Source organism: Vibrio sp. V31_P5A7T61 (assembly GCF_009904895.1).
In the GTDB taxonomy this organism is placed as follows: Bacteria; Pseudomonadota; Gammaproteobacteria; order Enterobacterales; family Vibrionaceae; genus Vibrio; species Vibrio metschnikovii.
Map to the genome: position 1 here is coordinate 1 of NZ_WXWI01000071.1, position 25346 is coordinate 25346.

General features: G+C 44.2%; 22 protein-coding genes and 1 other annotated feature. Of the genes, 10 read left to right on the top strand and 12 right to left on the bottom strand.

Annotation, left to right across the window (positions count from 1 at the left end; all coding sequences use genetic code 11):
• Window positions 1-488: 488 nt before the first annotated feature.
• The 3 genes from clpB to rluD form a co-directional block, all read right to left on the bottom strand.
• Window positions 489-3062 carry an ATP-dependent chaperone ClpB gene (gene clpB / locus CAG58_RS15440; protein WP_158138824.1) on the bottom strand — a complete coding sequence of 858 codons (2574 nt, stop codon included), beginning with the start codon at window positions 3060-3062 and terminating at the stop codon, window positions 489-491.
• 236 nt (window positions 3063-3298) lie between these two features.
• On the bottom strand, window positions 3299-4024 hold the full coding sequence (gene pgeF, locus CAG58_RS15445) for a peptidoglycan editing factor PgeF (RefSeq protein ID WP_161425346.1): 726 nt from the start codon (window positions 4022-4024) through the stop codon (window positions 3299-3301).
• Window positions 4025-4027: 3 nt separating this feature from the next.
• The gene (gene rluD, locus CAG58_RS15450; protein WP_154170295.1) at window positions 4028-5002 is read right to left on the bottom strand and encodes a 23S rRNA pseudouridine(1911/1915/1917) synthase RluD; all 975 of its coding nucleotides are present in this window, start codon (window positions 5000-5002) and stop codon (window positions 4028-4030) included.
• Between the two features lie 154 nt (window positions 5003-5156).
• On the opposite strand from rluD, the gene CAG58_RS15455 reads away from it, so the two are divergent.
• From CAG58_RS15455 to yjjX, 4 genes are all read left to right on the top strand, one after another.
• Window positions 5157-5885 (top strand): outer membrane protein assembly factor BamD, encoded by a 729-nt coding sequence (locus tag CAG58_RS15455; RefSeq protein WP_154170293.1) that lies wholly within the window; start codon window positions 5157-5159, stop codon window positions 5883-5885.
• A gap of 432 nt (window positions 5886-6317) precedes the next feature.
• Window positions 6318-6644, top strand: a complete 327-nt coding sequence (gene hpf / locus CAG58_RS15460; RefSeq protein ID WP_004394106.1) for a ribosome hibernation-promoting factor, HPF/YfiA family — start codon at window positions 6318-6320, stop codon at window positions 6642-6644.
• 111 nt (window positions 6645-6755) lie between these two features.
• Window positions 6756-6880: a sequence feature (Phe leader region), on the top strand.
• Window positions 6881-6891: 11 nt separating this feature from the next.
• The gene (gene pheA / locus CAG58_RS15465) at window positions 6892-8073 is read left to right on the top strand and encodes a prephenate dehydratase (protein ID WP_161425345.1); all 1182 of its coding nucleotides are present in this window, start codon (window positions 6892-6894) and stop codon (window positions 8071-8073) included.
• Window positions 8074-8359: 286 nt separating this feature from the next.
• The gene (gene yjjX, locus CAG58_RS15470) at window positions 8360-8926 is read left to right on the top strand and encodes an inosine/xanthosine triphosphatase (protein ID WP_154170289.1); all 567 of its coding nucleotides are present in this window, start codon (window positions 8360-8362) and stop codon (window positions 8924-8926) included.
• Window positions 8927-9040: 114 nt separating this feature from the next.
• Here yjjX and trpR read toward each other — a convergent pair whose 3' ends face one another.
• Window positions 9041-9334, bottom strand: coding sequence for a trp operon repressor (trpR, locus tag CAG58_RS15475; protein WP_212752405.1), 294 nt, complete (start codon window positions 9332-9334; stop codon window positions 9041-9043).
• Between the two features lie 55 nt (window positions 9335-9389).
• Window positions 9390-11351 (bottom strand): transglycosylase SLT domain-containing protein, encoded by a 1962-nt coding sequence (locus CAG58_RS15480; RefSeq protein ID WP_161425348.1) that lies wholly within the window; start codon window positions 11349-11351, stop codon window positions 9390-9392.
• A 272-nt stretch (window positions 11352-11623) separates the two neighbouring features.
• On the opposite strand from CAG58_RS15480, the gene ettA reads away from it, so the two are divergent.
• Both ettA and CAG58_RS15490 read left to right on the top strand, forming a co-directional pair.
• Window positions 11624-13291 carry an energy-dependent translational throttle protein EttA gene (gene ettA, locus CAG58_RS15485; protein WP_158144741.1) on the top strand — a complete coding sequence of 556 codons (1668 nt, stop codon included), beginning with the start codon at window positions 11624-11626 and terminating at the stop codon, window positions 13289-13291.
• 137 nt (window positions 13292-13428) lie between these two features.
• Window positions 13429-13794 carry a PilZ domain-containing protein gene (locus CAG58_RS15490; protein ID WP_040903853.1) on the top strand — a complete coding sequence of 122 codons (366 nt, stop codon included), beginning with the start codon at window positions 13429-13431 and terminating at the stop codon, window positions 13792-13794.
• A 6-nt stretch (window positions 13795-13800) separates the two neighbouring features.
• On the opposite strand, the gene tyrA is transcribed toward CAG58_RS15490, so the two are convergent.
• Entirely contained in the window at window positions 13801-14925 is a 1125-nt protein-coding gene (gene tyrA / locus CAG58_RS15495; protein WP_161426157.1) for a bifunctional chorismate mutase/prephenate dehydrogenase, read from the bottom strand.
• Window positions 14926-14939: 14 nt separating this feature from the next.
• Window positions 14940-16013: a 3-deoxy-7-phosphoheptulonate synthase gene (locus tag CAG58_RS15500; protein WP_004394115.1), complete on the bottom strand. Its 1074-nt coding sequence runs from the start codon at window positions 16011-16013 to the stop codon at window positions 14940-14942.
• Between the two features lie 246 nt (window positions 16014-16259).
• On the opposite strand from CAG58_RS15500, the gene CAG58_RS15505 reads away from it, so the two are divergent.
• Window positions 16260-17939, top strand: a complete 1680-nt coding sequence (locus CAG58_RS15505; RefSeq protein WP_161426156.1) for a sensor histidine kinase — start codon at window positions 16260-16262, stop codon at window positions 17937-17939.
• Window positions 17940-17942: 3 nt separating this feature from the next.
• Complete coding sequence (gene btsR / locus CAG58_RS15510) at window positions 17943-18665, top strand: two-component system response regulator BtsR (protein WP_154170280.1); 723 nt, start codon at window positions 17943-17945, stop codon at window positions 18663-18665.
• A 41-nt stretch (window positions 18666-18706) separates the two neighbouring features.
• Here btsR and nagZ read toward each other — a convergent pair whose 3' ends face one another.
• Window positions 18707-19696: a beta-N-acetylhexosaminidase gene (gene nagZ, locus CAG58_RS15515; RefSeq protein WP_161426155.1), complete on the bottom strand. Its 990-nt coding sequence runs from the start codon at window positions 19694-19696 to the stop codon at window positions 18707-18709.
• Window positions 19697-19880: 184 nt separating this feature from the next.
• Between nagZ and CAG58_RS15520 the strand changes: the two genes are divergently transcribed.
• Window positions 19881-20990, top strand: coding sequence for an anhydro-N-acetylmuramic acid kinase (locus CAG58_RS15520; RefSeq protein WP_161426154.1), 1110 nt, complete (start codon window positions 19881-19883; stop codon window positions 20988-20990).
• 21 nt (window positions 20991-21011) lie between these two features.
• Here CAG58_RS15520 and CAG58_RS15525 read toward each other — a convergent pair whose 3' ends face one another.
• Complete coding sequence (locus CAG58_RS15525; RefSeq protein WP_040903772.1) at window positions 21012-21353, bottom strand: DUF2799 domain-containing protein; 342 nt, start codon at window positions 21351-21353, stop codon at window positions 21012-21014.
• Window positions 21354-21578: 225 nt separating this feature from the next.
• On the opposite strand from CAG58_RS15525, the gene CAG58_RS15530 reads away from it, so the two are divergent.
• A complete protein-coding gene (locus tag CAG58_RS15530; protein ID WP_158138835.1) occupies window positions 21579-23066 on the top strand; it encodes a carbon starvation CstA family protein in 1488 nt (495 codons plus the stop codon).
• Window positions 23067-23181: 115 nt separating this feature from the next.
• Here CAG58_RS15530 and ispH read toward each other — a convergent pair whose 3' ends face one another.
• The 3 genes from ispH to lspA form a co-directional block, all read right to left on the bottom strand.
• On the bottom strand, window positions 23182-24144 hold the full coding sequence (gene ispH / locus CAG58_RS15535) for a 4-hydroxy-3-methylbut-2-enyl diphosphate reductase (RefSeq protein ID WP_161426153.1): 963 nt from the start codon (window positions 24142-24144) through the stop codon (window positions 23182-23184).
• Window positions 24145-24173: 29 nt separating this feature from the next.
• Complete coding sequence (fkpB, locus tag CAG58_RS15540) at window positions 24174-24605, bottom strand: FKBP-type peptidyl-prolyl cis-trans isomerase (protein WP_040903775.1); 432 nt, start codon at window positions 24603-24605, stop codon at window positions 24174-24176.
• Between the two features lie 219 nt (window positions 24606-24824).
• Window positions 24825-25322 carry a signal peptidase II gene (gene lspA / locus CAG58_RS15545; protein ID WP_040903778.1) on the bottom strand — a complete coding sequence of 166 codons (498 nt, stop codon included), beginning with the start codon at window positions 25320-25322 and terminating at the stop codon, window positions 24825-24827.
• Between the last annotated feature and the right edge of the window lie 24 nt (window positions 25323-25346).

The window sequence follows — 25346 nt, forward strand, 5'->3', positions numbered from 1 at the left end:
TCCAACAGAACGATAATGAATTGACTGTGCCGATAGTGCTAAAAGCCCTATCAATTTGGTCACTCAGTTCATTGAAACCGAAGTGCTTATTGCTAAGCATTTTGATTATCATCAACGAGTGCCCACACAGATTGATTGGTTTAAATTGTTAAAGAGCTGGCTTGCGAATCTCTCGTTGAGCTTCGAAGCGGAGGTGAATTCTAGCGAGTTAATTTGAAGAGTCAAACACTTTTTCAAATTTTCTTTTTTAGAAGCTTTCCCTCAACCAACACTGCCTGAAGCCTTGCGGCGTCTGCCGTGTCAGTGAGGGCGCATTATAGGCATAAAATTCAGGTTGGCAATAGTAAAAACAAGAAAAAAGCACACAAGTGAATCAAGCGCTCAATAAACCATCAAAAAACTGAATTCACCCGATTTATTGACTGATTTCGACCTTGGACAATAAACAAAGAAGGCTATGCCACGGGCATAGCCTTCATAAAAAAGAGTTACTGATGAGCGACGATATCACCCTCTTTAACATCAAGATAGATTGGTGTACCAGGAATAAATTGCCCTGATAATATCGATTTTGCTAATGGATTCTCTATTGTTTGCTGAATAGCACGTTTTAACGGTCTTGCACCATATACTGGATCAAATCCAATGTGGGCAACAAGATCTAACGCGTCATCGCTAACAATTAATCCATAATCTTTATCGGCTAAACGTTGACGTAAACGCTCTAACTGAATAAAGGCAATAGATTTAATCTGCTCTTGAGCTAATGGGTGGAACACCACACTTTCATCAATCCGGTTTAAAAACTCGGGACGAAAATGTTTGCTCACGACCTCCATAACTTGCTCTTTCATAGTCTGATAATCCAAATGAGCAAAATTTTCTTGGATGCGTGATGACCCTAAATTGGAGGTCATGATCACTACCGTATTACGAAAATCAACGGTTCGACCTTGACCATCGGTTAATCGACCATCATCGAGCACTTGTAATAAAATATTGAACACATCAGGATGCGCTTTCTCAACCTCGTCCAACAACAATACGGAATAGGGTTTACGCCGTACCGCTTCAGTCAAGTATCCGCCCTCTTCATAACCTACATAACCAGGAGGCGCACCAACAAGACGAGCTACTGAATGTTTTTCCATAAATTCAGACATGTCGATACGCACCATGGCATCTTCACTATCGAACATGAAATTAGCCAGCGTTTTACAAAGCTCAGTTTTCCCTACACCCGTTGGACCTAAGAATAAAAAAGAACCTATTGGGCGATTAGGATCCGATAATCCAGCTCGACTACGACGAATAGCATCAGCAACCACCTCAACCGCCTCCGACTGCCCGATGACACGTTGATGTAAAAACGTTTCCATCTGCAACAGCTTCTCTTTTTCGGCTTCCAGCATTTTCGCAACAGGAATCCCCGTCTGTTTTGACAATACTTCAGCAATTTCTTCATCGGTAACTTTATTGCGTAACAAGGTCATCTCTTGCATTTCAGCTTGAGTCGCTAAATCTAGCTGTTTTTCTAGTTCAGGAATCCGTCCATATTGCAACTCAGACATGCGGTTTAAATCACCAGCACGTCTTGCCACTTCTAAATCTAAACGCGCTTGTTCTAATGCTGATTTAATGTGTTGCGTTCCCGATAACGCTGCTTTTTCTGTGTTCCAAATTTCTTCTAATTCTGAATACTCGCGCTCTTTTTCTTTTAACTCATCATTAATAATGCCCAGACGTTTTTCGCTCGCATCATCGTGTTCATTACTTAATGCTTGCTGTTCAATCTTCAATTGGATAATTTTTCGTTCCAATTTATCAAGCACTTCCGGTTTTGAATCCATTTGGATACGAATACTCGAAGCGGCTTCATCGATTAAATCGATCGCTTTATCTGGCAATTGACGATCGGAGATATAACGATGCGATAATGTTGCCGCAGCAACAATCGCAGGATCGGTAATCTCAACATGATGATGCAATTCATAGCGCTCTTTTAACCCTCGTAGGATCGCCACCGTATCTTCAACGCTCGGTTCATCCACTAAAACTTTTTGGAAGCGACGCTCCAATGCAGGATCTTTTTCGATATACTGGCGATATTCATCGAGTGTTGTCGCGCCAACGCAATGCAATTCTCCACGCGCCAAGGCCGGTTTGAGCATATTCCCGGCATCCATAGACCCTTCACCTTTACCGGCGCCGACCATGGTATGTAATTCATCAATAAATAAGATGACATTACCTTCTTCTTTGGCCAGCTCGTTCAGCACCGATTTTAAACGCTCTTCAAATTCACCGCGATATTTAGCTCCTGCGACTAAAGCGCCCATATCGAGAGAAAGTACCCGTCGGCCGCGTAGCCCTTCTGGCACTTCATTATTAATAATTCGCTGTGCTAAACCTTCGACAATGGCGGTTTTACCCACACCAGGTTCACCGATGATCACTGGGTTATTTTTCGTACGCCGTTGCAATACTTGAATGGTACGGCGAATTTCATCGTCACGGCCTATCACAGGGTCTAATTTGCCTTGCTCAGCTCGTTCAGTCAGATCAATCGTGAATTTTTCTAAAGCTTGACGCAGTTCTTCGGCATTAGGATCATTAACTTTTTGCCCACCACGGATGGTTTCAATCGCTGCAGAGAGCTTTTTCTCACTCAATCCAACCTCTTTTAATAATTGACCAAGAGGTCCTTTATCTTCGATTGCCGCTAGCAAAAATATTTCAGAGGAGATGTACGCATCTTGGCGTTTTTGTGCCACTTTATCACAGAGATTAAATAACGTACCCAACGCACCAGATAGCTGAACATCACCACCAATCCCACTCACTTTAGGGAGCCTGTCGAGCATCTCGCCTAGTTTTGAGCGTAGCTGTGCCACGTCAATATTCAACATGGTTAACAACGGACGAATAGGACTGCCATTTTGATCGAGCAGTGCCACCATTAAATGAACTGGCTCGATATACTGATGATCACGACCTAGAGCCAAAGACTGCGCATCAGAAATGGCTATTTGAAATTTACTGGTAAATCTATCAAGACGCATAACCACCTTCCTAATCTCATTCAAGAGAAACTAATCACATAGAGAACATGGTTACGCAAAGAAGATATTTCAAGTCAAAGGGGATAACTTTATGAGCAGAAAATGCGCTATATAAGGCTATAGAACAAAGGACAAACTTAAAGTGGACTAACAAGCGATAGCTTATTAGGTAACAGAAAAGAAGGTTAGCCATACAGAGTCAGATTTTAATCACGAAACCGTGCTATTTTGTCTGACTATTCTATCCAGATGAAGCAAGCCTGTCGGCCAGTTACGCCATCGCGTCGGTACGAATAAAATTGCTGATCATGTTGATAAGTACATAAATCACTTTTAACCACCTGATCAATACCAATTTTTGCTAAACGTAATTGTGCAAGTTGAGCGATATCGGCCAACCATTTGCCGCAATTGGATGTTGCTGAAAAAGCCCTTTGCGCATGACTATCATAATCGCAAAAAACCTGCCTGACTTCATCACCAACCTCAAAGGCTTGAGGACCAATCGCAGGACCAAGCCAGATTAAAACATCATCAGAAAACTTGTCTAAAGCCTGCTCAATAATCCCTCCGGCTAATCCTCGCCAACCCGCATGAACCGCGGCAACTCGAGTACCTTGCATATTGGTAATCAATATTGGTAAACAATCAGCTGTCATGGCTGAACAGACGACACGCGGAGTTGATGTAACAATACCATCAGCATCCAGCACTTTATAACTAGGCTGGCTGACTTCAATCACTCGAGTGGAATGTGTTTGATTAAGCCAGATAGGCGGGGATGGCATCCGACAGTATTGTTGCAACCAGTCGCGATTTTTTGCCACTATCGACGGATCATCCCCAACATGCATGCCAACATTCAAACCATCGTAAGGCGGAAGAGAAAATCCACCATGACGGGTTGAACAAAACGCTTTCACATTGTTAGGCGCTGGCCAGTTAGGAATGATCACCGACATGGTTTAATACTCTTGCGAATAGTTCAGTTTAGCATCTTCACGTAACGCTTCTGTCATAATAACCATATCATCGGGCACTGGAGCATGAAACTCAAGCTCCTCGCCAGTGATCGGGTGTTCAAACTTTAACATTACGGCATGCAGTGCTTGTCTATCAAAAGCTCTAATCATTTCCGTGAGCTCAGGGGTTGCTCCTTTAGGAATACGCGCCCGACCACCATAAGCACTGTCACCTAACAACGGATGTTGCAGATAAGCCATGTGTACTCGAATTTGGTGAGTTCGCCCGGTTTCTAAACGCAAGCGAATCCGGGTATGTTCACGAAAATGTTCTGCGACACGATAATGCGTAACCGCAGGTTTACCCATTTGATTCACCGCCATTAAAGTACGCTTTGTTGAGTGACGACCGATTGGTTTATCAATCATGCCACCCGCGGTCATTTTACCGATCGCAATCGCTTCATATTCACGGGTAATATTGCGTTTTTGCAAATCTCTTACCAAACGTGTTTGTGCTGGGACTGTCTTCGCGACCACCATTAAACCCGTCGTATCTTTATCAAGACGATGCACAATCCCTGCACGTGGAACTTCTGCAATTGGTGGATAATGAAAGAGTAAAGCATTTAATACGGTACGATCTGGCGTTCCCGCCCCAGGATGAACGACAAAATCTCTGGGTTTATTGATCACCAGAATATCGTCATCTTCATAAACGATATTAAGTGGAATATCTTGCGCTTCCCAGCGTTGTTCATCTTCTAGCTCGGCCAGAACGGTAATGCTCTCTCCTCCCATCACTTTGGTCCGAGGCTTAGTGACCACCGTTCCATTGACTGTAATTTTGCCATCTAACAACCACTCTTTAAGACGAGAGCGGGAAAAATCGACAAATAATTCTGCTACCGCTTGGTCTAAACGCTGACCAAGCTGGCTTTCTTTTACTGTTTGAGTTAATTCAATCTGCTGAGCCATATCGAACTTTTTTAAAAACCGTGAGACTAATAGCCACGAGTGTGGAAAAATATGTTTTCATTGTATCTGTTACTGATCGGAAAGTAACGAAACGATTTACGGAGCAAGCTCGCTCCAAGTTTAGAAGCTTTATTGCAAGGAACCTAACCCTGACATGAAATACCAAACTTTATCAGGCTTACTCGCATTATCTTTATTAGTTGGCTGTTCAAGTAAAGAAGAGATTGTCCCTGACGTTCCACCCGCAGAGTTGTACAGTGATGCTCAAACTTCATTGCAAAGCGGTAATTGGTTAACCGCCATCGATAAGTTAGAAGCACTAGACTCTCGCTACCCCTTCGGAGCGTATTCAGAGCAGGTTCAGTTGGACTTGATCTACGCTTACTATAAAAATGATGATCTCGCTTTAGGGCTTGCGACCATTGAACGTTTTATTCGACTCAATCCCACTCATGAAAAAATGGATTGGGTTCTGTACATGCGCGGCTTAACTCATATGGCCCAAGATCGAAACTTTATGCACGATCTATTCAATATTGACCGTAGTGATCGCGACCCAGAACCAGTAAAAGCTGCTTTCGCAGATTTTAAACGTCTACTTGAACGTTACCCAAACAGTTTATACGCTAATGATGCACAACAGCGCATGATTGCTTTGAAAAATCGTTTAGCTGAATATGACTTAGCGACGGCTGATTTTTATTTACGCCGTGAGGCTTGGATCGCCGCGATTAATCGAACTCAAGAGCTACAGAAAACCTATCCGGGTACTGAAGCAGCACGCAAATCCTTATCTATTCAGCTAAAAGCTTATCAGCAACTAGGCTTGACTGATGCGGCCGAGCGAACCAAACAGCTAATGCAACTGAACGCTCGTCCTTAAGCTTAAATTCAGCATCATTATTACCCCTCGTTTCTATAACTAAACGACTGAGTTATGGGTAAGCGAAAAATCCATGTCCCCACTTGCATTAATCAATAATGCAAGTGGGGGAAATCGTTGACTCAAGTGGATAAGCAGAAAAGGGTGAAATCGTAATAAAGCGAAGCATTAAGGAAGGTATATGACATTTTTTTAGGCCGTAACAAAGCGCTAAAATAGGCGTAATATTTAGTGATTCCACTCATCAATCTAGCGCTTTCTTTGATAATAACAAGTCTTTTTATCCACTATTCCTACCACTCTTTGCGAAAGATCACGTTTGCTTTCAAGCGTATCAACACCCAACAAAAAAGAGATCTTGATCACATTATTTTATCCAGAAACCTGTAATCTGAAGTTAACCCATAAGGGATGCAACAGAGGAAAAACACTATGCAAATGAACATCACTGGCAAAAACATTGAAATCACCTCTGCAATCCGTAGCTACATTGAGAGTAAGTTTAAAAAGCTCGAAAAATGGCAAGTCGACATCACCGGTTGCCAAGCAAGCTTTAGTGAACAACCCAATAAGCAGAAAAAATTTGAAGCGACGGTCACTATCCCGAAAGGTCAACTAGTCGCTTCTGCAATTCACGAGGATCTCTATGCCGCGATTAATGAAGTTGAACAAAAATTAGAGCGACAGCTCAATAAATTGCGCCATAAACCCGATGCTCGTCGTACCGAGAAACCTGAAATTGTAGAAGTCGAAGAATAATCTTCCCCTGTTATCCATTTAGCGCCTTAGGGCGCTATTTTTTTGCTTGACGCTGTTTACTGGCTTGCTTATTGTGTCCATTCAATCGCTAAGGTAGCAATAACCGATGTTAACCTCTCATTTTCTGTTTGTTTTTAACTTCTTTTTTCTCCAATAATCTTGGAGGCTTGCTCGTTTAAAGAAAATAAGTCAAAAACGAACAGACAGAAAGCCTCCCATCGGGAGGCTTTTTTATAAGGATTTAGTTATGACCAGCCCAAAACTGTCACTAGAAGAGATTCGCGACCGATTAAACACCATTGATAATCAATTACTTAGGCTACTTTCCGAACGTCGCCAACTGAGTGTCGAGGTCGCCAAGAGTAAAGTACAAACCTCAAAGCCCGTACGCGATCCCGTTCGCGAGCAGCAACTATTGGTCAAGTTAATTCAAGTCGGTAAACAGGATTATCAATTAGACGCCCAATACATTACCAAACTGTTCCATACGATTATTGAAGACTCCGTATTACTGCAGCAAGCTTATTTACAAAACCTAGCCAATCCACAAAACCGCAAGCCATTGGCTAGAGTTGCTTTTCTCGGAGCGAAAGGCTCTTACTCACATCTTGCGACCCGAGAATATTTCAGCCGTAAAAATACTAAGCTTATCGAACTCAATTGCGAACAATTTAGAGACATTACCAAAACCGTTGAATCTGGCCATGCAGATTATGGTGTTTTACCAATTGAAAACACCAGTTCAGGCTCGATTAATGAAGTGTATGACTTACTTCAACATACCACCCTATATATCGTCGGCGAGATCACTCAACCGATAGAACACTGCTTAGTTGCCACACAAGATATCCGCTTAGAAGCGTTGAAAATTCTCTATTCACACCCACAGCCACACCAACAATGCAGTGAGTTTTTAAGTCGCTTGCAAGGGGTCAAACTGGAAACCTGTGCTAGCACTGCCGATGCGATGAAAAAAGTACAACAACTGCAACGTGATGATGTTGCAGCAATCGGCAATGCAGCAAGTGGCAAATTGTATGGCTTACAATCGATTCAAACCAATATCGCTAACCAAACAGAAAACCATACTCGGTTTATTGTTGTGGCCCGTAAACCAATTGAAGTCTCAACTCAAATTCCAGCAAAAACTACCCTGATCATGTCAACGGCACAAGAAGCTGGCTCATTAGTCGCCACCCTATTAGTGCTCCAACGTTATGGTATTAATATGACCAAACTGGAATCCAGACCTATCATGGGTAATCCGTGGGAAGAAATGTTCTATGTCGACTTGCAAGCTCATCTGGATTCAGAAGAGATGCAAAAAGCACTTAGTGAACTAACTAAACTGACCAAACATTTAAAGGTACTTGGCTGTTATCCTATTGAGAATATTAAACCCACTCAGGTTAAGTTAATCCCAGCGTAAAAAACTGCTGATGGTGCAATCTCTAACAATGTTGAGTGATTGCTAAGTGGAAAGCACGTCAGTCACCATTAATATAGATAACCATAGTGATTGGGACAAACGAACGTAGCTATACCCAAACGACTTGGAGTTGCAGGTAGGCGACAAGTAAGTAAATCCCGATGAGCATAGGCAAACTATGTGATTGGGGAGCCAACACCGCGGCTGCTTCAAGTAGGAAAGGGATAACACCGCAACAATTCAACTAGCAACAACATATTGACTAAGAAATAAAGAGAATCTCAGCATGTCATCAAATCAAGCCATTATCCATATCATCGTCGCTTCACTGAATCCTGCCAAAATTAACGCCGTTAAAAGCGCTTTTGAGCAATTATTTCCTAATCATACATTGCAATTACAGGGCGTGACGGTTGATAGCGGCGTTGCGGCTCAACCAATGAGCGATGAAGAGACCAAACAAGGCGCACTTAATCGAGTGCACCATGCAGAGCAAGCTTATCCAGGAGCCGATTTTTATGTCGGCTTAGAAGCAGGCATTGAGCAGGGGATGACGTTTGCTTGGATGATCGTTAAATCGGCAGAACAATATGGCGAGTCTCGTTCTGCCAGCCTCATGCTACCCCCCGCCATTAACCAACGTTTACACGCCAACAATGAACTTGGTGAGATTATGGATGACGTTTTTGGTACCGATAACATCAAACAAAAAGGAGGAGCGATCAGTTTACTTACTCAACATCATTTAACTCGTAGCTCAGTTTACCATCAGGCTCTTATTTTAGCCTTAGTACCATTTTTGCATCCCGAGCTATTTATGCCTTTAGATTTAGATAAAGCACCGAAAAAATAGTCACCACTTACACGACTCAAGCAAACAGGTGCGAATTTAACCTATCGAAATAAAACGCTTTTTCCTTTTAACTTACCGCAATATCATTCATATCACAGCAAATCATACAATAAGCTATTTGAGTAGCAACGATGCCAAAGCTTCACGCTCAGTTAATGAGCGTGATTTCAACTCATTAGAGCCACGAGTAATGGTTGCGACCCCCACTCCCAGTAATTGACTCATTTGCCGTTGAGATAACTCCCCTTTCAATAACTCACAGAGAATATTGATTCGTGCAACTAATGCCTCTCGTTCATCAGGCGTCATTAACATGGTCAGTAGCATCTCATGTTGATCGAGTGATGCAGCTTGTTGCACCAAGGTTAATAATTCGCTCCAGTCACTGTAATCCGGTTGTGTTGACATGGTTGTACTCGTTAAGTGATACATGCTCCGTATTGTAGAACAGACTGCGAGGGAATCAATACATAGTCTGCAACTCATTGTCGGTTAAAAATGGGCCATTGACTCCCATCACATCGCGATAGTAAGTTTCAAACATCAACACGTTTTGGATATAGCCTCTGGTTTCGCGAAACGGAATCGCCTCAATAAACGCATAAGCATCTAACTGCCCTTGAGTCTGTTCTCGCCAGCGATCGACTCGGCTGGGGCCAGCATTGTAAGCAGCAAAAGCCAAAATACGATTATTGTTGTATCTCGCTAATAAATCATTCAGATAGTGACTGCCAATTTCAATATTTTTACCAACTTGGAAAAGCTCATCTTCATGTTGATAACTTAAGCGATATTTTTGCGCGGTATAGCGAGCCGTTGTCGGCATGACCTGCATAATGCCCCGAGCACCAACAGGAGAACGCGCTTCGATATCCATCGCACTTTCTTGCCTCGCCAACGACATCAAGGTAATCGGATCAATACCATGTTTCTCTCCATAAAAATTGAACCACCATTGATGGGCGAGAGGAAAACGTAACTGAGTGTTATCCCATAAATTGGCCGATATCGTCGCGCGGACCGTTAAATGATACCAATGTTGTGTGGCAGCATAGACCGCGAGCATCTCTTTGCTGGGTTGTTCCACTCGCTGCAATAGCCAATTCCATTCGCTCTTCGCTGCGGCGATTTTATCGCGCTCAATCAACTCACCGATGCGAATGAGCTCTGTTTGATAAGGTTTAATCAACTCGCGATTTAAAGAGAGCGTCGAACTTGGGTATTGAATCGATTGTTGTAATGCTTCTGCTGCAGCAACACTATAAAAATTACGTAACCCGAGTAAGCTACGCATTCTTTTCAGTCCCTGTTCCGCTTGTCCTGCTTGTAATTCACTGCGTGCTAACCAATATTGCCAACGCGTTGAAGCTTTATCTTCTGCGGGTAATTGCTCTATCCACTTAGCTATTCCCTGCCAATCCATACTGCGCAACGCTAAACGTATTCGAGTTTCAATTAAGTGGGTATTATCACTGCCCATAATCATACTATCGCGCCATTGTTGAAGCTCAGGTGGTTCGACACTCATCATACGTAAAGCGATATATTGCCCAGTCCGAGCACGCAACGAATCCGACCAATCTAGCTGTTTATCAACTAATATCCATAACCGTTGGGCTTGAATCGCATCGGCTCTCGCTGCTTTTTCTAACGCCAGCTCCACCTGACGATACAACAGGGTTTTATCGCGATACTGGGTAATAAAACTCACTACCGTTTCAGGTTTGTCGTACAAGCCGATCATTGCCAACGCTTCTGCATGTGTCGGTTTGCCATTAAGCTTACTGGCTAAATGACGCATTAATGACCGATTTCGCCCTTCAAAAGCCAATAGCATACGTTGTAAAACTAGACTATCCGTCAAGCCACCTTGCTGCTCCCACACCGTGAAGAGCGGATCGCAAGCCGAAGAAACACTTGCGCCACTTTGCCACAGCGCTTTAGCGCCAACGAAGGCTTCGTTGTAACGCCCAGTTTTTAACTTGGCATGATAATAGTGACAGCGATACGTTTCTCCATTGGGTTCATTCGGTGAAAACTTCAACATCTCCGCCCACTTTCCCTGACTCGCTAAAGCATCAAAATAAGGTGCACTGATCCGATTTGAAAAAGGAAATGTTTTATGACTATCGATAAAATTACGCACCACAATCGGAGACTTGTCACCTAAATCAATCAAAAAGCTCCGATAATCGAGATATGGTGTTAATGGATAATCGGCTATCTGTTTGCGCGCTTTTTTGAAACGTGTGACATCTTTATTATCTAACCATTGCTGCGCTTGTTCATACAATTCACGTTGCGCTTCTAAGTCTAAGGTTTTGCTAACCCCTAAGTGACTAAAACTCATTGCACCGATCAAAACGCAGCCGAGCAGCATTGATGAACTGTGCTTATGCCGTTTCAATAAAGCCCGATACCCCATTGCGATGATCCCTTCTATTTCCCTTTCCCAATTCACATTATTACGCAGATTCTTCAGAGAAATGTAAAGATGTAAGATGTAAACTTGAAGTCAATAGTAATAAAAAACCTTAATCCACTTGTTGCATTTAATTTTCTTACACATTGTGTGGTTCATTTCCCCAGTCAGAAACCGTCAACCAAGCAAAATAACTGGCTGACGAGTAACAAAAGGATTAGCTTTGATATAGAATAATGGCTTTGTTCTGTTTGAAAGATTAGGAATGATCGGCAATGGCTGAATACGTCTATACCATGTCGCGGGTGAGCAAAGTTGTGCCTCCTAAGCGTCAAATCCTCAAAGATATTTCGTTAAGCTTTTTCCCTGGTGCTAAAATCGGCGTGCTTGGCCTCAATGGCTCAGGTAAATCGACACTCCTACGCATTATGGCAGGGATTGATCAAGATTTTGATGGCGAAGCTCGTCCGCAACCCGGCTTAAATGTGGGATACCTTCCCCAAGAGCCTGTCTTGGACGAAAATAAGACGGTCCGTGAAGTGGTTGAAGAAGCGGTTGCTGATGTGGCCCATGCACTCAAGCGACTCGATGAAGTCTACGCCGCTTATGCTGAACCGGACGCAGACTTCGACGCCCTAGCCAAAGAGCAAGGCGAGTTAGAATCGCTGATCCAAGCCAAAGATGGTCATAATTTAGAAGCCGCTCTTGAGCGCGCCGCCGACGCTTTACGTCTGCCTGAATGGGATGCCAAAATCGCCACTCTATCAGGTGGTGAACGCCGCCGAGTCGCGATTTGTCGTTTACTGCTTGAAAAGCCCGATATGCTACTGCTTGATGAGCCCACCAACCACTTAGATGCAGAATCCGTGGCTTGGCTTGAGCACTTCTTGGTTGATTATAGCGGTACTGTGGTGGCGATTACCCACGACCGTTACTTCCTCGATAATGCTGCAGGTTGGATTTTAGAACTGGACCGTGGTGAAGGTATTCCATGGCAAGGTAACTACACGTCTTGGCTAGAACAAAAAGATGAACGTTTGAAACAAGAAAAAGCCGGGGAAAGTGCCCGTCAAAAAACCATCGAAAAAGAGCTAGAATGGGTTCGTCAAAATCCAAAAGGTCGTCAAGCTAAATCTAAAGCGCGGATGGCTCGCTTTGAAGAGATGACCACCGGCCAATACCAAAAACGTAACGAAACCAATGAATTGTTCATCCCACCTGGTGAGCGTCTTGGTGATAAAGTGCTGGAAGTCAACAACCTAACCAAATCGTTTGGTGATCGCGTACTGATTGATAATCTGTCATTCAGCATGCCGAAAGGCGCGATCGTTGGTATTGTCGGTGCTAACGGCGCCGGTAAATCAACCTTATTTAAAATGCTTAGTGGCGCTGAGCAGCCCGATTCAGGAACCATTGAGTTAGGTGAAACGGTTAAATTAGCTTCGGTCGACCAGTTCCGTGACAGCATGGATGACAAGAAAACGGTCTTCCAAGAGATCTCTGAAGGCGCGGATATCATTAAGATCAATAACTTTGAAATTCCAGCGCGAGCGTACTGCTCTCGCTTCAACTTTAAAGGCAATGACCAGCAAAAAATCATTGGCGAGCTGTCTGGTGGTGAGCGTAACCGCGTCCATCTAGCCAAGCTGCTTAAAGCGGGAGGCAACGTCCTACTGCTCGATGAACCAACCAACGACTTAGATGTTGAAACCCTACGCGCACTCGAAGAAGCCTTATTGGAATTCCCAGGCTGTGCGATGGTGATTTCGCACGACCGTTGGTTCCTTGACCGTATTGCCACTCATATCCTTGATTATCGGGATGAGGGACAAGTGAACTTCTATGAAGGTAACTATACCGAATATATGGAATGGCTAAAGCGCACGCTTGGCGCTCAAGCGGCTGAGCCACATCGTATTAAGTACAAACGGATCAGCAAATAATCCGTTGCCCAGATTAAAGCTACCTTCGGGTAGCTTTTTTTGCTCTGCACAAAACCTTATTTCGTGCGCCAAATTCGAGTTAAGGCACCTGCACTCTGCTATGCTTAATGCGTACTCATTACGCAATTGTAGGACTTATGATCGAACGTCGACAGTTTTCACGCATCCTTTACCAAGCGCCAGCAATGTTACAGCAAGGTGATATACAGCTCACGACTTGTATCCACGATCTCTCTTTACGAGGTTTACTCTTGTGGGCCGTCGATGAACCCAATTTAGATAGCGATCAGTTAGTAGACGTGGCGTTTACCCTGCCGGAAAGCGAGATCACGATTCGTTTAAGCGGACAATTGGTGCGGCAAAATGAGCGTATTCTGCATATCAAGATAGTTCATATTGATTTAGAGAGTATCGCCCATTTAAAACGCCTAGTAGAACTCAATATCGGTGATGACGAGCTTTTACACCGCGATTTAGAACATTTAGTGACTGAGGCTCCATAACGTTTATCAACGTTGCCAAGCATCGCTGGCGTGTTTAAGTAAGTGCTGACTCTCTTGCATAAACTGCTGAGAATAGTCGCCAAACCAATCGCTCACTTGGTTAAATTGGCTAACAAAACCTAGTTTATCCCCTTGTTTAAGCAAGCCGACCGCTTGTTCTAAACTATCCTGAAAACGGCCAATCATCTCAATATTCTCTTGCGAAGATAAAATAATATCCGCGTATAAATTTGGGTCTTGCCCAAACAAACGCCCGACCATCGCCAATTCGAGACGGTAAATCGGTGAGCTTAATTTAAGCAACTGTTCAATATTAGGATTAACTTTACTTAAATGCAGACCGTAAACAAATGAAGTGAAGTGACGTAATGCTTGAATTAAGGTCATACCTTGATCGTGCTCTTGGGCATCAATGGCACATAAACTCGCTCCCCAAATCGCAAATTGGTCCAGCAGCCATTGATACTGCTCCACTCCTCGGCCATCACAATACACGATGACTTGCTTTGCTAAGCTTGGAACATCAGGTCCGAACATCGGGTGTAAACCAACCACAGGGCCAGAATGAACCTTCAACATGGCCGCCAACGGCTTCGATTTAATTGACGTTAAATCACATAAAATACAATCGGAAGGGAGTTTATTGAGTTTCTCAATCACACCGACAGTCAAATCTATCGGTACTGTCACCACCACTAAACCTGCATCATGTAAGAGTTCATCGGCGCGATGCCAATCTTGGCTACCCAGCACTTTGACCTGATAACCGGATAACTCAAACATACGAGCGAACAGGCGGCCAAGTTGGCCATGACCACCGATGATCACCACTGAACGTAATTCAGGCTTTAAACATTTAAAGCCTGAATCTTTCTCACTGGCGTAAGACTCGCGCATGGTTCGGCGTAAAATATCTTCGATTAATTGTGGTGGCACACCTTGTGCTTCAGCTTCAGTACGGCGCGACGCCAGCATACTCGCTTCCCGTTCTGGAACATAAATCGGCAATCCGTAACGGCTTTTGACCTCTCCGACTTGCTCAACTAATGCTAAACGGCGAGCCAGTAAATCAATCATCTGTTTATCCAATGCGTCGATTTGTTCCCGTAATGCATTCAACTCTTCAGCCATCGTTGTTCCTTTATCTACGATTTACAGCGGTCTGCTAAAAAAGGCACCAGCGCCTGGTGAGCATGACGCAATAATTGTTCTGTCGTTTGCCAATCAATACACGCATCCGTGATTGAAACGCCGTATTGCATTTGCGATTTAGGTAGCTCCGCTGATTGATTTCCTTCGTTTAAGTGACTTTCAATCATCACACCGATGATCGAGCGGTTTCCTTCGCGAATTTGATGAATCACATCTTCGGCCACCAATGGCTGGCGACGATAATCTTTACGTGAGTTGGCATGACTGCAATCGACCATCAATGCCGCGTCCAACCCAAAACCGGTTAATTGTTGTTCACACTCAGCGACCGAAACGGAATCGTAATTGGTTTGTTTGCCGCCACGTAAAATCACATGGCCATTCATATTGCCTTGTGTGGTTAAAAGAGCCACTTGCCCTTCACGATTAATGCCCATAAAACGGTGGCTTGATGACGCGGCTTGCATCGCGTTAATCGCCGTCGATAAGCTACCATCGGTACCATTTTTAAAGCCAATCGGCATAGAAAGACCACTGGCCATCTCACGGTGAGTTTGTGATTCCGTCGTTCGAGCGCCAATCGCTGCCCAACTGAAAGTATCGGCTAAATATTGCGGACTGATCGGATCAAGCGCCTCTGTCGCAAGTGGCATGCCCATCTCCGCTAAATCTACCAATAATTGACGTCCGACATGTAAACCATGCTCAATATCAAACGATCCATCAAGATGCGGGTCATTAATCAGGCCTTTCCAGCCAACCGTGGTACGTGGTTTCTCAAAGTAAACTCGCATCACAATATACAGTTGATCGCTCAGCTCAGCCGCCAATGCCTGCAGACGTTTAGCATACTCTTTTGCGGCTTGAATATCATGAATAGAACAAGGGCCACAAACCACCAATAAACGGTGATCACGTTTATGGATAATATCCGCGATGGTTTGCCGAGATTGTCGAATCGACAGTCTGGCTTTTTCACTTAATGGCAGTTTAGCTTTTAATGCATCAGGGGTAATCAATACCTGTTCATCAACGATATTAATGTCACTTAAATCACTTTTCTTCATCGCTACACCTGTAATCTTTAATTTACACCAAAATGTATTTGGCGACCAAAACTCAACTAAACACAAAATAACAGGCTAAAAAAACATTGCAAGTGTAAATTTAAAAAAACAAATCGTGTAAACTAAAAATTACACATCAGGTGCAACATAGCATTGGAAAAGTAATTCATTCAACCAATGTATTTTATTGCCTTCAAGTTACTTAAAATAGCGGCTTTGACTCTTTATGACTAGGCGCAAACATCGATGGAACTGATCCTCTCCCTACTACAGCAAATGTGTGTCTACTTAGTCTTGGCTTATATGCTGAGTAAAACCCCAATCTTTCTGCCATTACTCAACATTTCAGGTCATTTTAGTCATAAAATGACCGTTTATGTGCTGTTTTCATTGTTTTGTATTATGGGCACCTACTTCGGATTGCACATTGATGATGCGATAGCCAACACGCGAGCCATTGGCGCGGTTATGGGCGGGTTATTTGGTGGTCCTTTGGTCGGTTTTGCTGTCGGGTTAACAGGAGGTCTGCACCGTTATTCTCTTGGTGGGTTTACCGATCTTGCCTGTGCTATCTCGACCACCGCCGAAGGAGTCATTGGCGGCGTGTTTCATGCTTATTTACTTAAACGAGGCAAACGCCATTTACTGTTTAGCCCTAGTGTGGTGTTTGGCATTACCTTCGTCGCTGAAATTGTGCAGATGGTTTTGATCTTACTGATTGCTAAGCCGTTTAGTGAGGCTTATCACCTCGTATCTGCGATTGCGGCGCCGATGATCATTGCCAACTCAGTAGGGGCGGCATTGTTTATGAGTATTTTACAAGATAGGAAAACCATTTTTGATGAGTATTCGGCGACTTTTTCTCGCCGAGCATTAAACATCGCCGAACGTTCGGTTGGCATTTTAGCGGCAGGTTTTACCCCTGAAAATGCCCATAAAATTGCTCGTATTGTTTATGAACAAACCAATGTGGGTGCCGTTTCAATTACCGATTGCGACAAGATCCTCGCTTTTGTCGGCGTTGGCGATGATCACCATCGACCGAATACCGCGATATCTTCACAAAGCACTTTAGACGCCATAAATCGTAATGCGATCATTTATCTTGATGGTAAAGAGCATCCCTATCAATGCTCATTATCGGCAAACTGTAAATTGGGTTCCGCATTGATTATTCCACTACGAGCAGGAGATCGAGTGATCGGGACCATCAAGTTGTACGAACCAAAACGGAAATTGTTTTCAACCATTAATGTCTCAATGGGCCAAGGTATTGCTCAATTACTCTCAAGCCAAATTCTGTATGGTGAATATCAAGCGAAACAAATTCTTCTCTCACGAGCTGAAATCAAGTTACTGCAAGCTCAAGTCAACCCACATTTTTTATTCAATGCACTCAATACGATTAGCGCCGTGATCCGACGTGATCCAGCTAAAGCCCGCGATCTTATTCAGCATCTTTCGCAATTTTTCCGCAGCAATCTCAAGCAAAATGTTGAAACGGTCACCTTGCAAGATGAGCTCGCACACGTGAATGCCTATTTAACCATTGAAAAAGCACGTTTTAGCGATCGTTTAGAAGTTGAGATTACGATCGATGAGCCACTATTAACTCGTCAATTACCGAGCTTTACTTTGCAGCCCTTAGTGGAGAATGCGATTAAACATGGAGTATCTAATCTGCTCGAAGGCGGTAAAATACGCATCTATAATCTCGCCGAGCCTGCCGGTCAGCGCATAGTGGTTGAAGATAATGCGGGGAGTTATCAAACGCCACAACACGATCACGATGGTTTAGGAATGCACATTGTCGATAAACGTTTAATCCATCAGTTTGGTCACTCAGCAACGCTTAAAATTGACGTTGAGCCAAACCATTGCACGCGAATGAGTTTTCTCATTCCTGAACAACAACGAGGAGCTTAAGGGATGGTAACGTTATCAGCTTTAGTAATTGATGATGAGTGTTTGGCCCGAGAGGAACTCATTGAATTACTCAATGAAAATGGCAACATGCAGGTAATTGGTGAAGCGAATAATGCGATTGAGGGACTGAAAAAAATCAATCAGTTTAAGCCGGATGTGGTGTTTTTGGATATTCAAATGCCACAAATTACTGGGATTGAACTGCTCGCGATGCTCGATCCTGACACCATGCCCAAGGTAGTGTTTGTGACTGCCTATGACCAATACGCACTGCAAGCCTTTGAAGATAACGCCTTTGATTATTTACTCAAACCGGTCGATCCGACGCGACTTGAAAAAACCATTCAACGTTTACAACGTAGCGTAGCGAAAACGCCGGATTACTCGATTCTCGCCCCCAGTCAGCTTGATCAAGTACCGTGTATTGGCCTCAATCGGATCATGATCATCCCAACGGGAGAGGTCGAATTTGCTTGTAGTGATATCGCTGGAGTGCACGTGCAAACCGCGCAGCAGCGAGCCAGTAGTCAACTGACGTTAAAAGTCCTAGAAGAAAAAACGCCTCTGCTACGTTGTCATCGTCAATATCTGATCAATCTTAAAGCCATCAAAGAGATCAAATTATTAGACAACGGTCTTGCAGAGATCATCACCCGTTCAGGCTACATCGTCCCAGTAAGCCGCCGTTTTTTAAAAGAACTCAAAGAGAAATTGGGGTTTTATTAGCCCCAATTTATTGATGAGAGAATCCTATTGCCACGCTAGAGTTAAGCGGAAGCCTCAACCAAACGGCGCATTGCCAAAGACGCTTGCTGCCATTCTGATGAGGACTGTAGTTGACGATAAGTAAAACTCTGCTTTTTCAATAAGGATAACGCTTGTGGTACTTCACTGATCGGCAGATTATCCAGCACCTCAACCGCCGACTCGCGTCGATTACACATCAAAATCATGTCGCATCCCGCCGCTAAAGACTGCTGTGCACGTTGTGCTGGGTCGCCCATTACTGCCGCCCCTTCCATACTCAAATCATCAGAAAAGACAATCCCTTGAAAACCGAGCTGTTGACGCAGTACTTGTTTTAACCAATAAGCCGAGCCACTGGCCGGTTGTGGATCATAATGAGGATAAATCACATGGGCAGGCATCATCGCATCCAAAAGACCTTGATCGATATGAGCGTTGAAAATGGCCATATCATCAGCAATCGAGTCACGTTCATCAAATGGCGTTTCGAGATGTGAGTCTGCCAGCACCGCTCCATGCCCAGGAAAATGCTTCCCTGTGGTAGCCATACCCGCAGCTTTCATACCGCGCAGGTAAGCTCCGCTATAGGTCAGAACACTCTGTACATCATCACCAAAAGCTCGGTTACCAATTGCCCGACAATCAAAACCTTTATCCAATACTGGGGCGAAACTGAGATCAATATCATGAGCAATCAGTTCAGCAGCCATTAACCAACCACCACGATACGCCAACGCTTCACCATCAGTCGATTGCGCGTAACGCTGCGCAGCAGGAATAGGACTAAAACCGTCACGAAAACGCTGTACTCGTCCCCCTTCTTGATCAACGCCAATCAATATTGGCCGTTTAGCCGCTTGACGAATAGCGTGATTGAGGGCAACTAACTGTTGGCTATCATGGTAATTACGAGCAAACAGTATCACGCCTCCCACGGTAGGATGAGCGAGAATTTCACGATCTTCCGCCGTCAATTCATAACCGGCGACATCAAGCCATAACGGTCCCATGTTGGCTCCTTATTCAATGAGAAAGTTGAGAGTATTATCGACGTCATGCTCGTGTCGTTAGCGTGATACGAGCAATAAAAATGCAAATTAGCATAGCGAGTAAAGTTATTCAGGTAGTTTTTCAATTACAATGTCGTTTATCTTATCAATCACTTGGCAAATCGTATAACGATCGGAGTCGCTTGTGGACAATCCTGAACTGTATATTGGCATCATGTCTGGCACCAGTATGGATGGCGTCGACAGTGCATTAGTCTCCCTCACTGGCAATACCATCAAACTATTAGCACACGATAGTTTACCGATGCCAGAATCTATCAAGCAGCGCTTGTTAAATATTTGCTTAGGTCAGCCCACCAACTTACACGAGATTGGTCAGTTGGATCATCAACTGGGTCACCTATACGCACACGCAGTAGAACAATTACTGGCGCGCAGTGGTTATCGCCCTGAGCAAATCACAGCGATTGGTAATCATGGGCAAACCGTCTTTCATCAACCTACGGGGGAAACACCATTTACCACTCAGTTGGGCGATGCGAACATTCTTGCCACCTGTACTGGGATCACTACTGTAGCCGATTTTCGACGTAAAGATATCGCACTGGGCGGCCAAGGAGCCCCGCTGGTCCCGGCTTTTCACCAAACCATTTTTAATGCCACCGATTCAACTCTCGTCGTTCTTAACATTGGTGGCATTGCCAATATCTCAGTACTCACCACTGATAAGCGTGTCATCGGCTACGATACAGGGCCAGGCAATGTGCTGATGGATTATTGGTGCGCGCAGCACACTGGTCGAGCTTATGACGAAAATGGTCAATGGGCTCGACAAGGCAAACTTGATTTAGCACTCCTGCAGCGATTAAAAAAAGATACTTACTTTTCGCAACCTGCGCCCAAAAGTACCGGTAGGGAATGGTTTAATCTCGCTTGGCTTGAAAGCAAATTGGCAGGATTAAGCGTAAACCAGCAAGATGTTCAACGTACGTTATGCGAACTCACCGCACAAACCATTAGTGAACAAGTTAATCAGTATGCTCAAGGAGCCGCACCGCAGTTATTAGTCTGCGGTGGAGGGGCACAAAATCCCTTGCTAATGGAACGCTTACAAGCCAATTTACCCACTTGGTTGGTTGCTCCCACTCAAGCGAAAGGCGTCGATGGTGATTATATGGAAGCCATGGCTTTTGCTTGGTTAGCCCAGCGACGGATCCATGATTTACCAAGCAACTTACCGGAGGTCACCGGCGCTAAACGAAGCACTTCGTTAGGCGTTATTTACTTACCTTAAATAAACGAACATGGCAGAACATCAGCGGTTGTATTCTCGCCAACCGCGCTGCCATTCCATGCGAAACTTATGGGCTTGCTCGGTCCCCTCGCACACGCCTTCGTAATATTGCCCACTGAGCCCCATCTGATAGGCAAAGTTAGGGTTACAATATTCTTGAACACCGTCTAAATAACCACGTTCATAATCAGCATGCTTGGCACTACCTAATTGAGATAGCGTTTGATAAGAGCGTTGTAAATTTCCAGCAATGCCATCGTTATAACCGATTTGATACCAATCTCCTTTCGCGGCGAGTTGATCATCGCTAGCGGCACAACCGAGCATTGCTAATAACCATAAAGCCATTACCCATCTTTTCATAAGTCACCTATCCACTGTTGTTAACCATTGTAACCTTTTATTAAAAACCACTTACCAAGCTTAAATGCCGCTTAATAAATTATACGACCACTGATAACAAAACGCCGTGCTAGTTACGAATTGTTCATTTAGTCTTCTACCGATTTTACCCCTACACATCCTACACCTAAGCCACTCAACGAAAAGTGAGCTAGGTATAATACAACCTGATAAAGGATACTGACTATGTTGTGGTTTCTCACCTGTGTTGCCGCGCTGATTGGTGGTTATTTTCTCTACGGTTTAGCCGTTGAAAAAATCTTTGGCATCAATGAACAACGCAAAACCCCCGCGCACACCAAAACCGATGGTGTCGATTATGTACCGATGTCGACACCTAAAGTCTACTTAGTCCAGTTGCTTAATATTGCTGGTGTGGGCCCTATTTTTGGTCCAATTATGGGTGCACTTTATGGTCCAGCGGCAATGCTGTGGATTGTCGTCGGCTGTATTTTTGCTGGTGCGGTTCACGATTATTTCTCCGGTATGCTATCGATTCGTAACGGTGGCGCATCGGTACCGGCGATCACCGGACGTTACTTAGGCAATGGCGCCAAACATTTTATGAACATTTTTGCCATTGTTCTACTACTGCTGGTCGGTGTCGTCTTCGTCTCAGCGCCAGCTGGCATGATAACCAACCTTATCAACTCACAAACCCATTTCACCGTCACCATGACCAGCATGGTGGTGATCATTTTTGCTTACTACATTATCGCCACCATTGTCCCGGTGGATAAAATTATTGGCCGTTTTTATCCACTGTTTGGCGCGCTGCTGATTTTTATGTCAGTGGGGCTAATGAGCGCTATCGCTTGGTCGAGCGATCATCAAGTGCTTGGTGGCTTTGAGATGCGAGATATGTTCAGTAATCTCAACCCTAATGATATGCCACTTTGGCCTGCATTGTTTATTACTATCGCTTGCGGTGCTATCTCAGGTTTTCATGCCACGCAATCGCCGCTCATGGCACGCTGTATGGAAAATGAAAAAAATGGCCGCTTCGTGTTCTTTGGCGCGATGATCGGGGAAGGGATCATTGCTCTGATTTGGTGTACGATTGCCCTGTCTTTCTTCGGTTCACTCGATTCACTTTCAGCGGCGGTAGCAAATGGGGGGCCAGGCAATGTCGTTTATAGTGCTTCCTTTGGTTTGCTTGGCGTATTTGGTGGAATACTGGCTTTTCTCGGCGTGGTAATTTTACCGATCACCTCAGGTGATACGGCGTTTCGTTCCAGCCGTTTGATTCTTGCCGAATATTTTAATATGGAGCAAAAAACGCTGCGCAATCGACTCATGATGGCGCTACCACTGTTTATTCTGGGTGGGATTTTAACCCAAGTCGATTTTGCAATTATCTGGCGCTACTTTGGTTTCGCTAACCAATTGACCGCGGTAATGATGTTATGGACCGCATCCGCTTATCTACTGCGTCACAATAAGTTGCATTGGATCACAACCGTCCCAGCCCTGTTTATGACCACGGTTTGTGTGACCTTTATCCTCAGTAATAGTGCGCTGGGCTTTGGCTTAGCCATGACACTCTCGACCATTATTGGAATAAGCACATCATTAATCGCGATGGTCTATGTGATGCGTATTTCAAAAGGCAAAGGCGATATCGATTTGGCCGAGCAACAAGAGATTGAGAAAAACTCAGTCGAAACCGCTTAGCAAAATACGTCATCATTAAGCAACTCGTATTAAGATAGGCGTAAAAAAGGGGCTAAATACATTAGCCCCTTTTTAGCCTGTGACGGTTAAGCCAACAGGCTCATTAAATCGGTTATCAATTAATCTGCTTAATTTGGAGCTCTTTAGGTACCTCAAAGAACATATTTTCTTCTCGGCCTAATACCTCTTCAACGTCTGTGGCTCCAAAATCTTTGATTTGCTGCAAAATTTGATTAACCAGCGCTTCAGGAGCAGAAGCACCCGCCGTTACCCCGATCATAGTGACATCATTGAACCAATCTGGTGAGATATCTTCAATACAATCAATCAAATAACTAGGCGTGCCTAATTTTTCTGCCAGTTCTTTTAACCGAGTTGAGTTGGACGAATTTTTCGATCCGACAACGACCATCACGTCCACTTGCTCGGCCAAAATACGCACCGCGTCTTGGCGATTTTGTGTCGCGTAGCAGATATCATCTTTACGCGGCCCTTGGATCTCAGGGAAAACCTCACGCAGCTTTTCAATCACATCAGCCGTTTCGTCCACGGATAGGGTGGTTTGACTGACATAATGTAAATGAGTTGGATCTTTTACTTGAGTTTTTAAAGCATCGACATCTTCCGGCTTTTCCACCAAATACATCTTGCCTTTTTGACTGGCGTATTGCCCCATCGTGCCTTCCACTTCAGGGTGCCCCGCATGACCAATCAAAACCACTTCCATATGGCGACGACTCGCACGTGCCACTTCCATATGAACTTTAGTGACCAAAGGACAAGTGGCATCAAACACCGTCAAAGATCGAGCTTTAGCTTCTTGACGAACCGCTTGGGAAACACCATGTGCAGAGAAAATGACGATACTATCGTCAGGAACCTCACTGAGCTCTTCAACAAAAACAGCACCACGCTGTTTTAGTCCTTCAACCACGAAACGGTTATGGACCACTTCATGGCGTACATAGATCGGCGGCTGATACAGCTCTAATGCACGTTCAACAATGCTGATCGCGCGATCAACGCCAGCGCAAAAACCGCGTGGGTTAGCTAACAATATTTTCATGTTATGGCTCATGGATTCAAATCGGGCTAGTGTAAAGTAAATTAATCAACGGAGACAATTTCGACATCGAAAATAACCTCTTGGCCAGCAAGAGGGTGATTAAAATCAACGGTCACTGAGTCGCCAGCGATTGCGGTAATAATACCAGGAATTTCCATCCCATCAGGACCACTAAATGCCATAATAGTCCCAACATCGACGTCACTGTCACCGACAAATTTACCACGATCCATATAATGGATATGATCAGGATTTGGCAATCCAAAAGCATCTTCAGCAGCCAGCTCAATCACTTTTTTTTCTCCCGCTTGCATACCATGCAAGTGACGTTCAAAATTATCACTGAGACTACCATCCCCCATGATCAATTTGGCAGGTTTTCCCATATTATGGGTACTATCCGCTACCGATCCATCCTTGAGTTTAATAGTAAAATGTAACGTCACAGCAGAATTATCAGTAATGATACTCACGTTATTAGGCTTCCTTAAAATGGTCAATCGCCTCTCTGGAGCGACTTATTATAAACAATGACAGAGATGACTGCCTTCATGCTCATCGCTGTACATCTCGACGCTGAGTGATAAACACGTTAGCGTTATTGAAATACTCCCGACACGTTCTAACAAAAAGCGCCGACCGAATCAACGGACGACGCTTAAGGTTATTCAATGACGATAGACTTAAAACCGTTATTTCTTATTGCGAAAGCCATCTAAAATAACCATCGCAGCCCCAATACAGATCGCGCTATCCGCTAAATTAAAGGCTGGCCAGTGGTAAGTTTTCCAATAAAAATCGAGATAATCGACCACAAAACCGTGCACGACGCGGTCAAAAACATTACCAACCGCACCACCAATGATCAATGCATAAGCAATGTTATTCCATTTCTCTGTCGCGGGTAAACGGCGCATCCAATACACCAATAACGCTGTGACAGCAAAAGCAATGGCCGTAAATAGCCAACGCTGCCATCCCGCCTGTTCACTGAGAAAACTGAATGCTGCGCCGTAGTTATGAACATACAATAAATTAAAAAATGGCAGTACTTCTATCCGATTATGCCATCCATAACCCATGTTGTTCATGACGATCGATTTAATCCCGATGTCAGCCAGAAAAATCAGCAGTGCTAGCCACAGCCAACGCACACCGGATTGTTTTAACGTTAATGCCTGTTGAGTCATAGATAACCTTGGTAATGAAAGAAA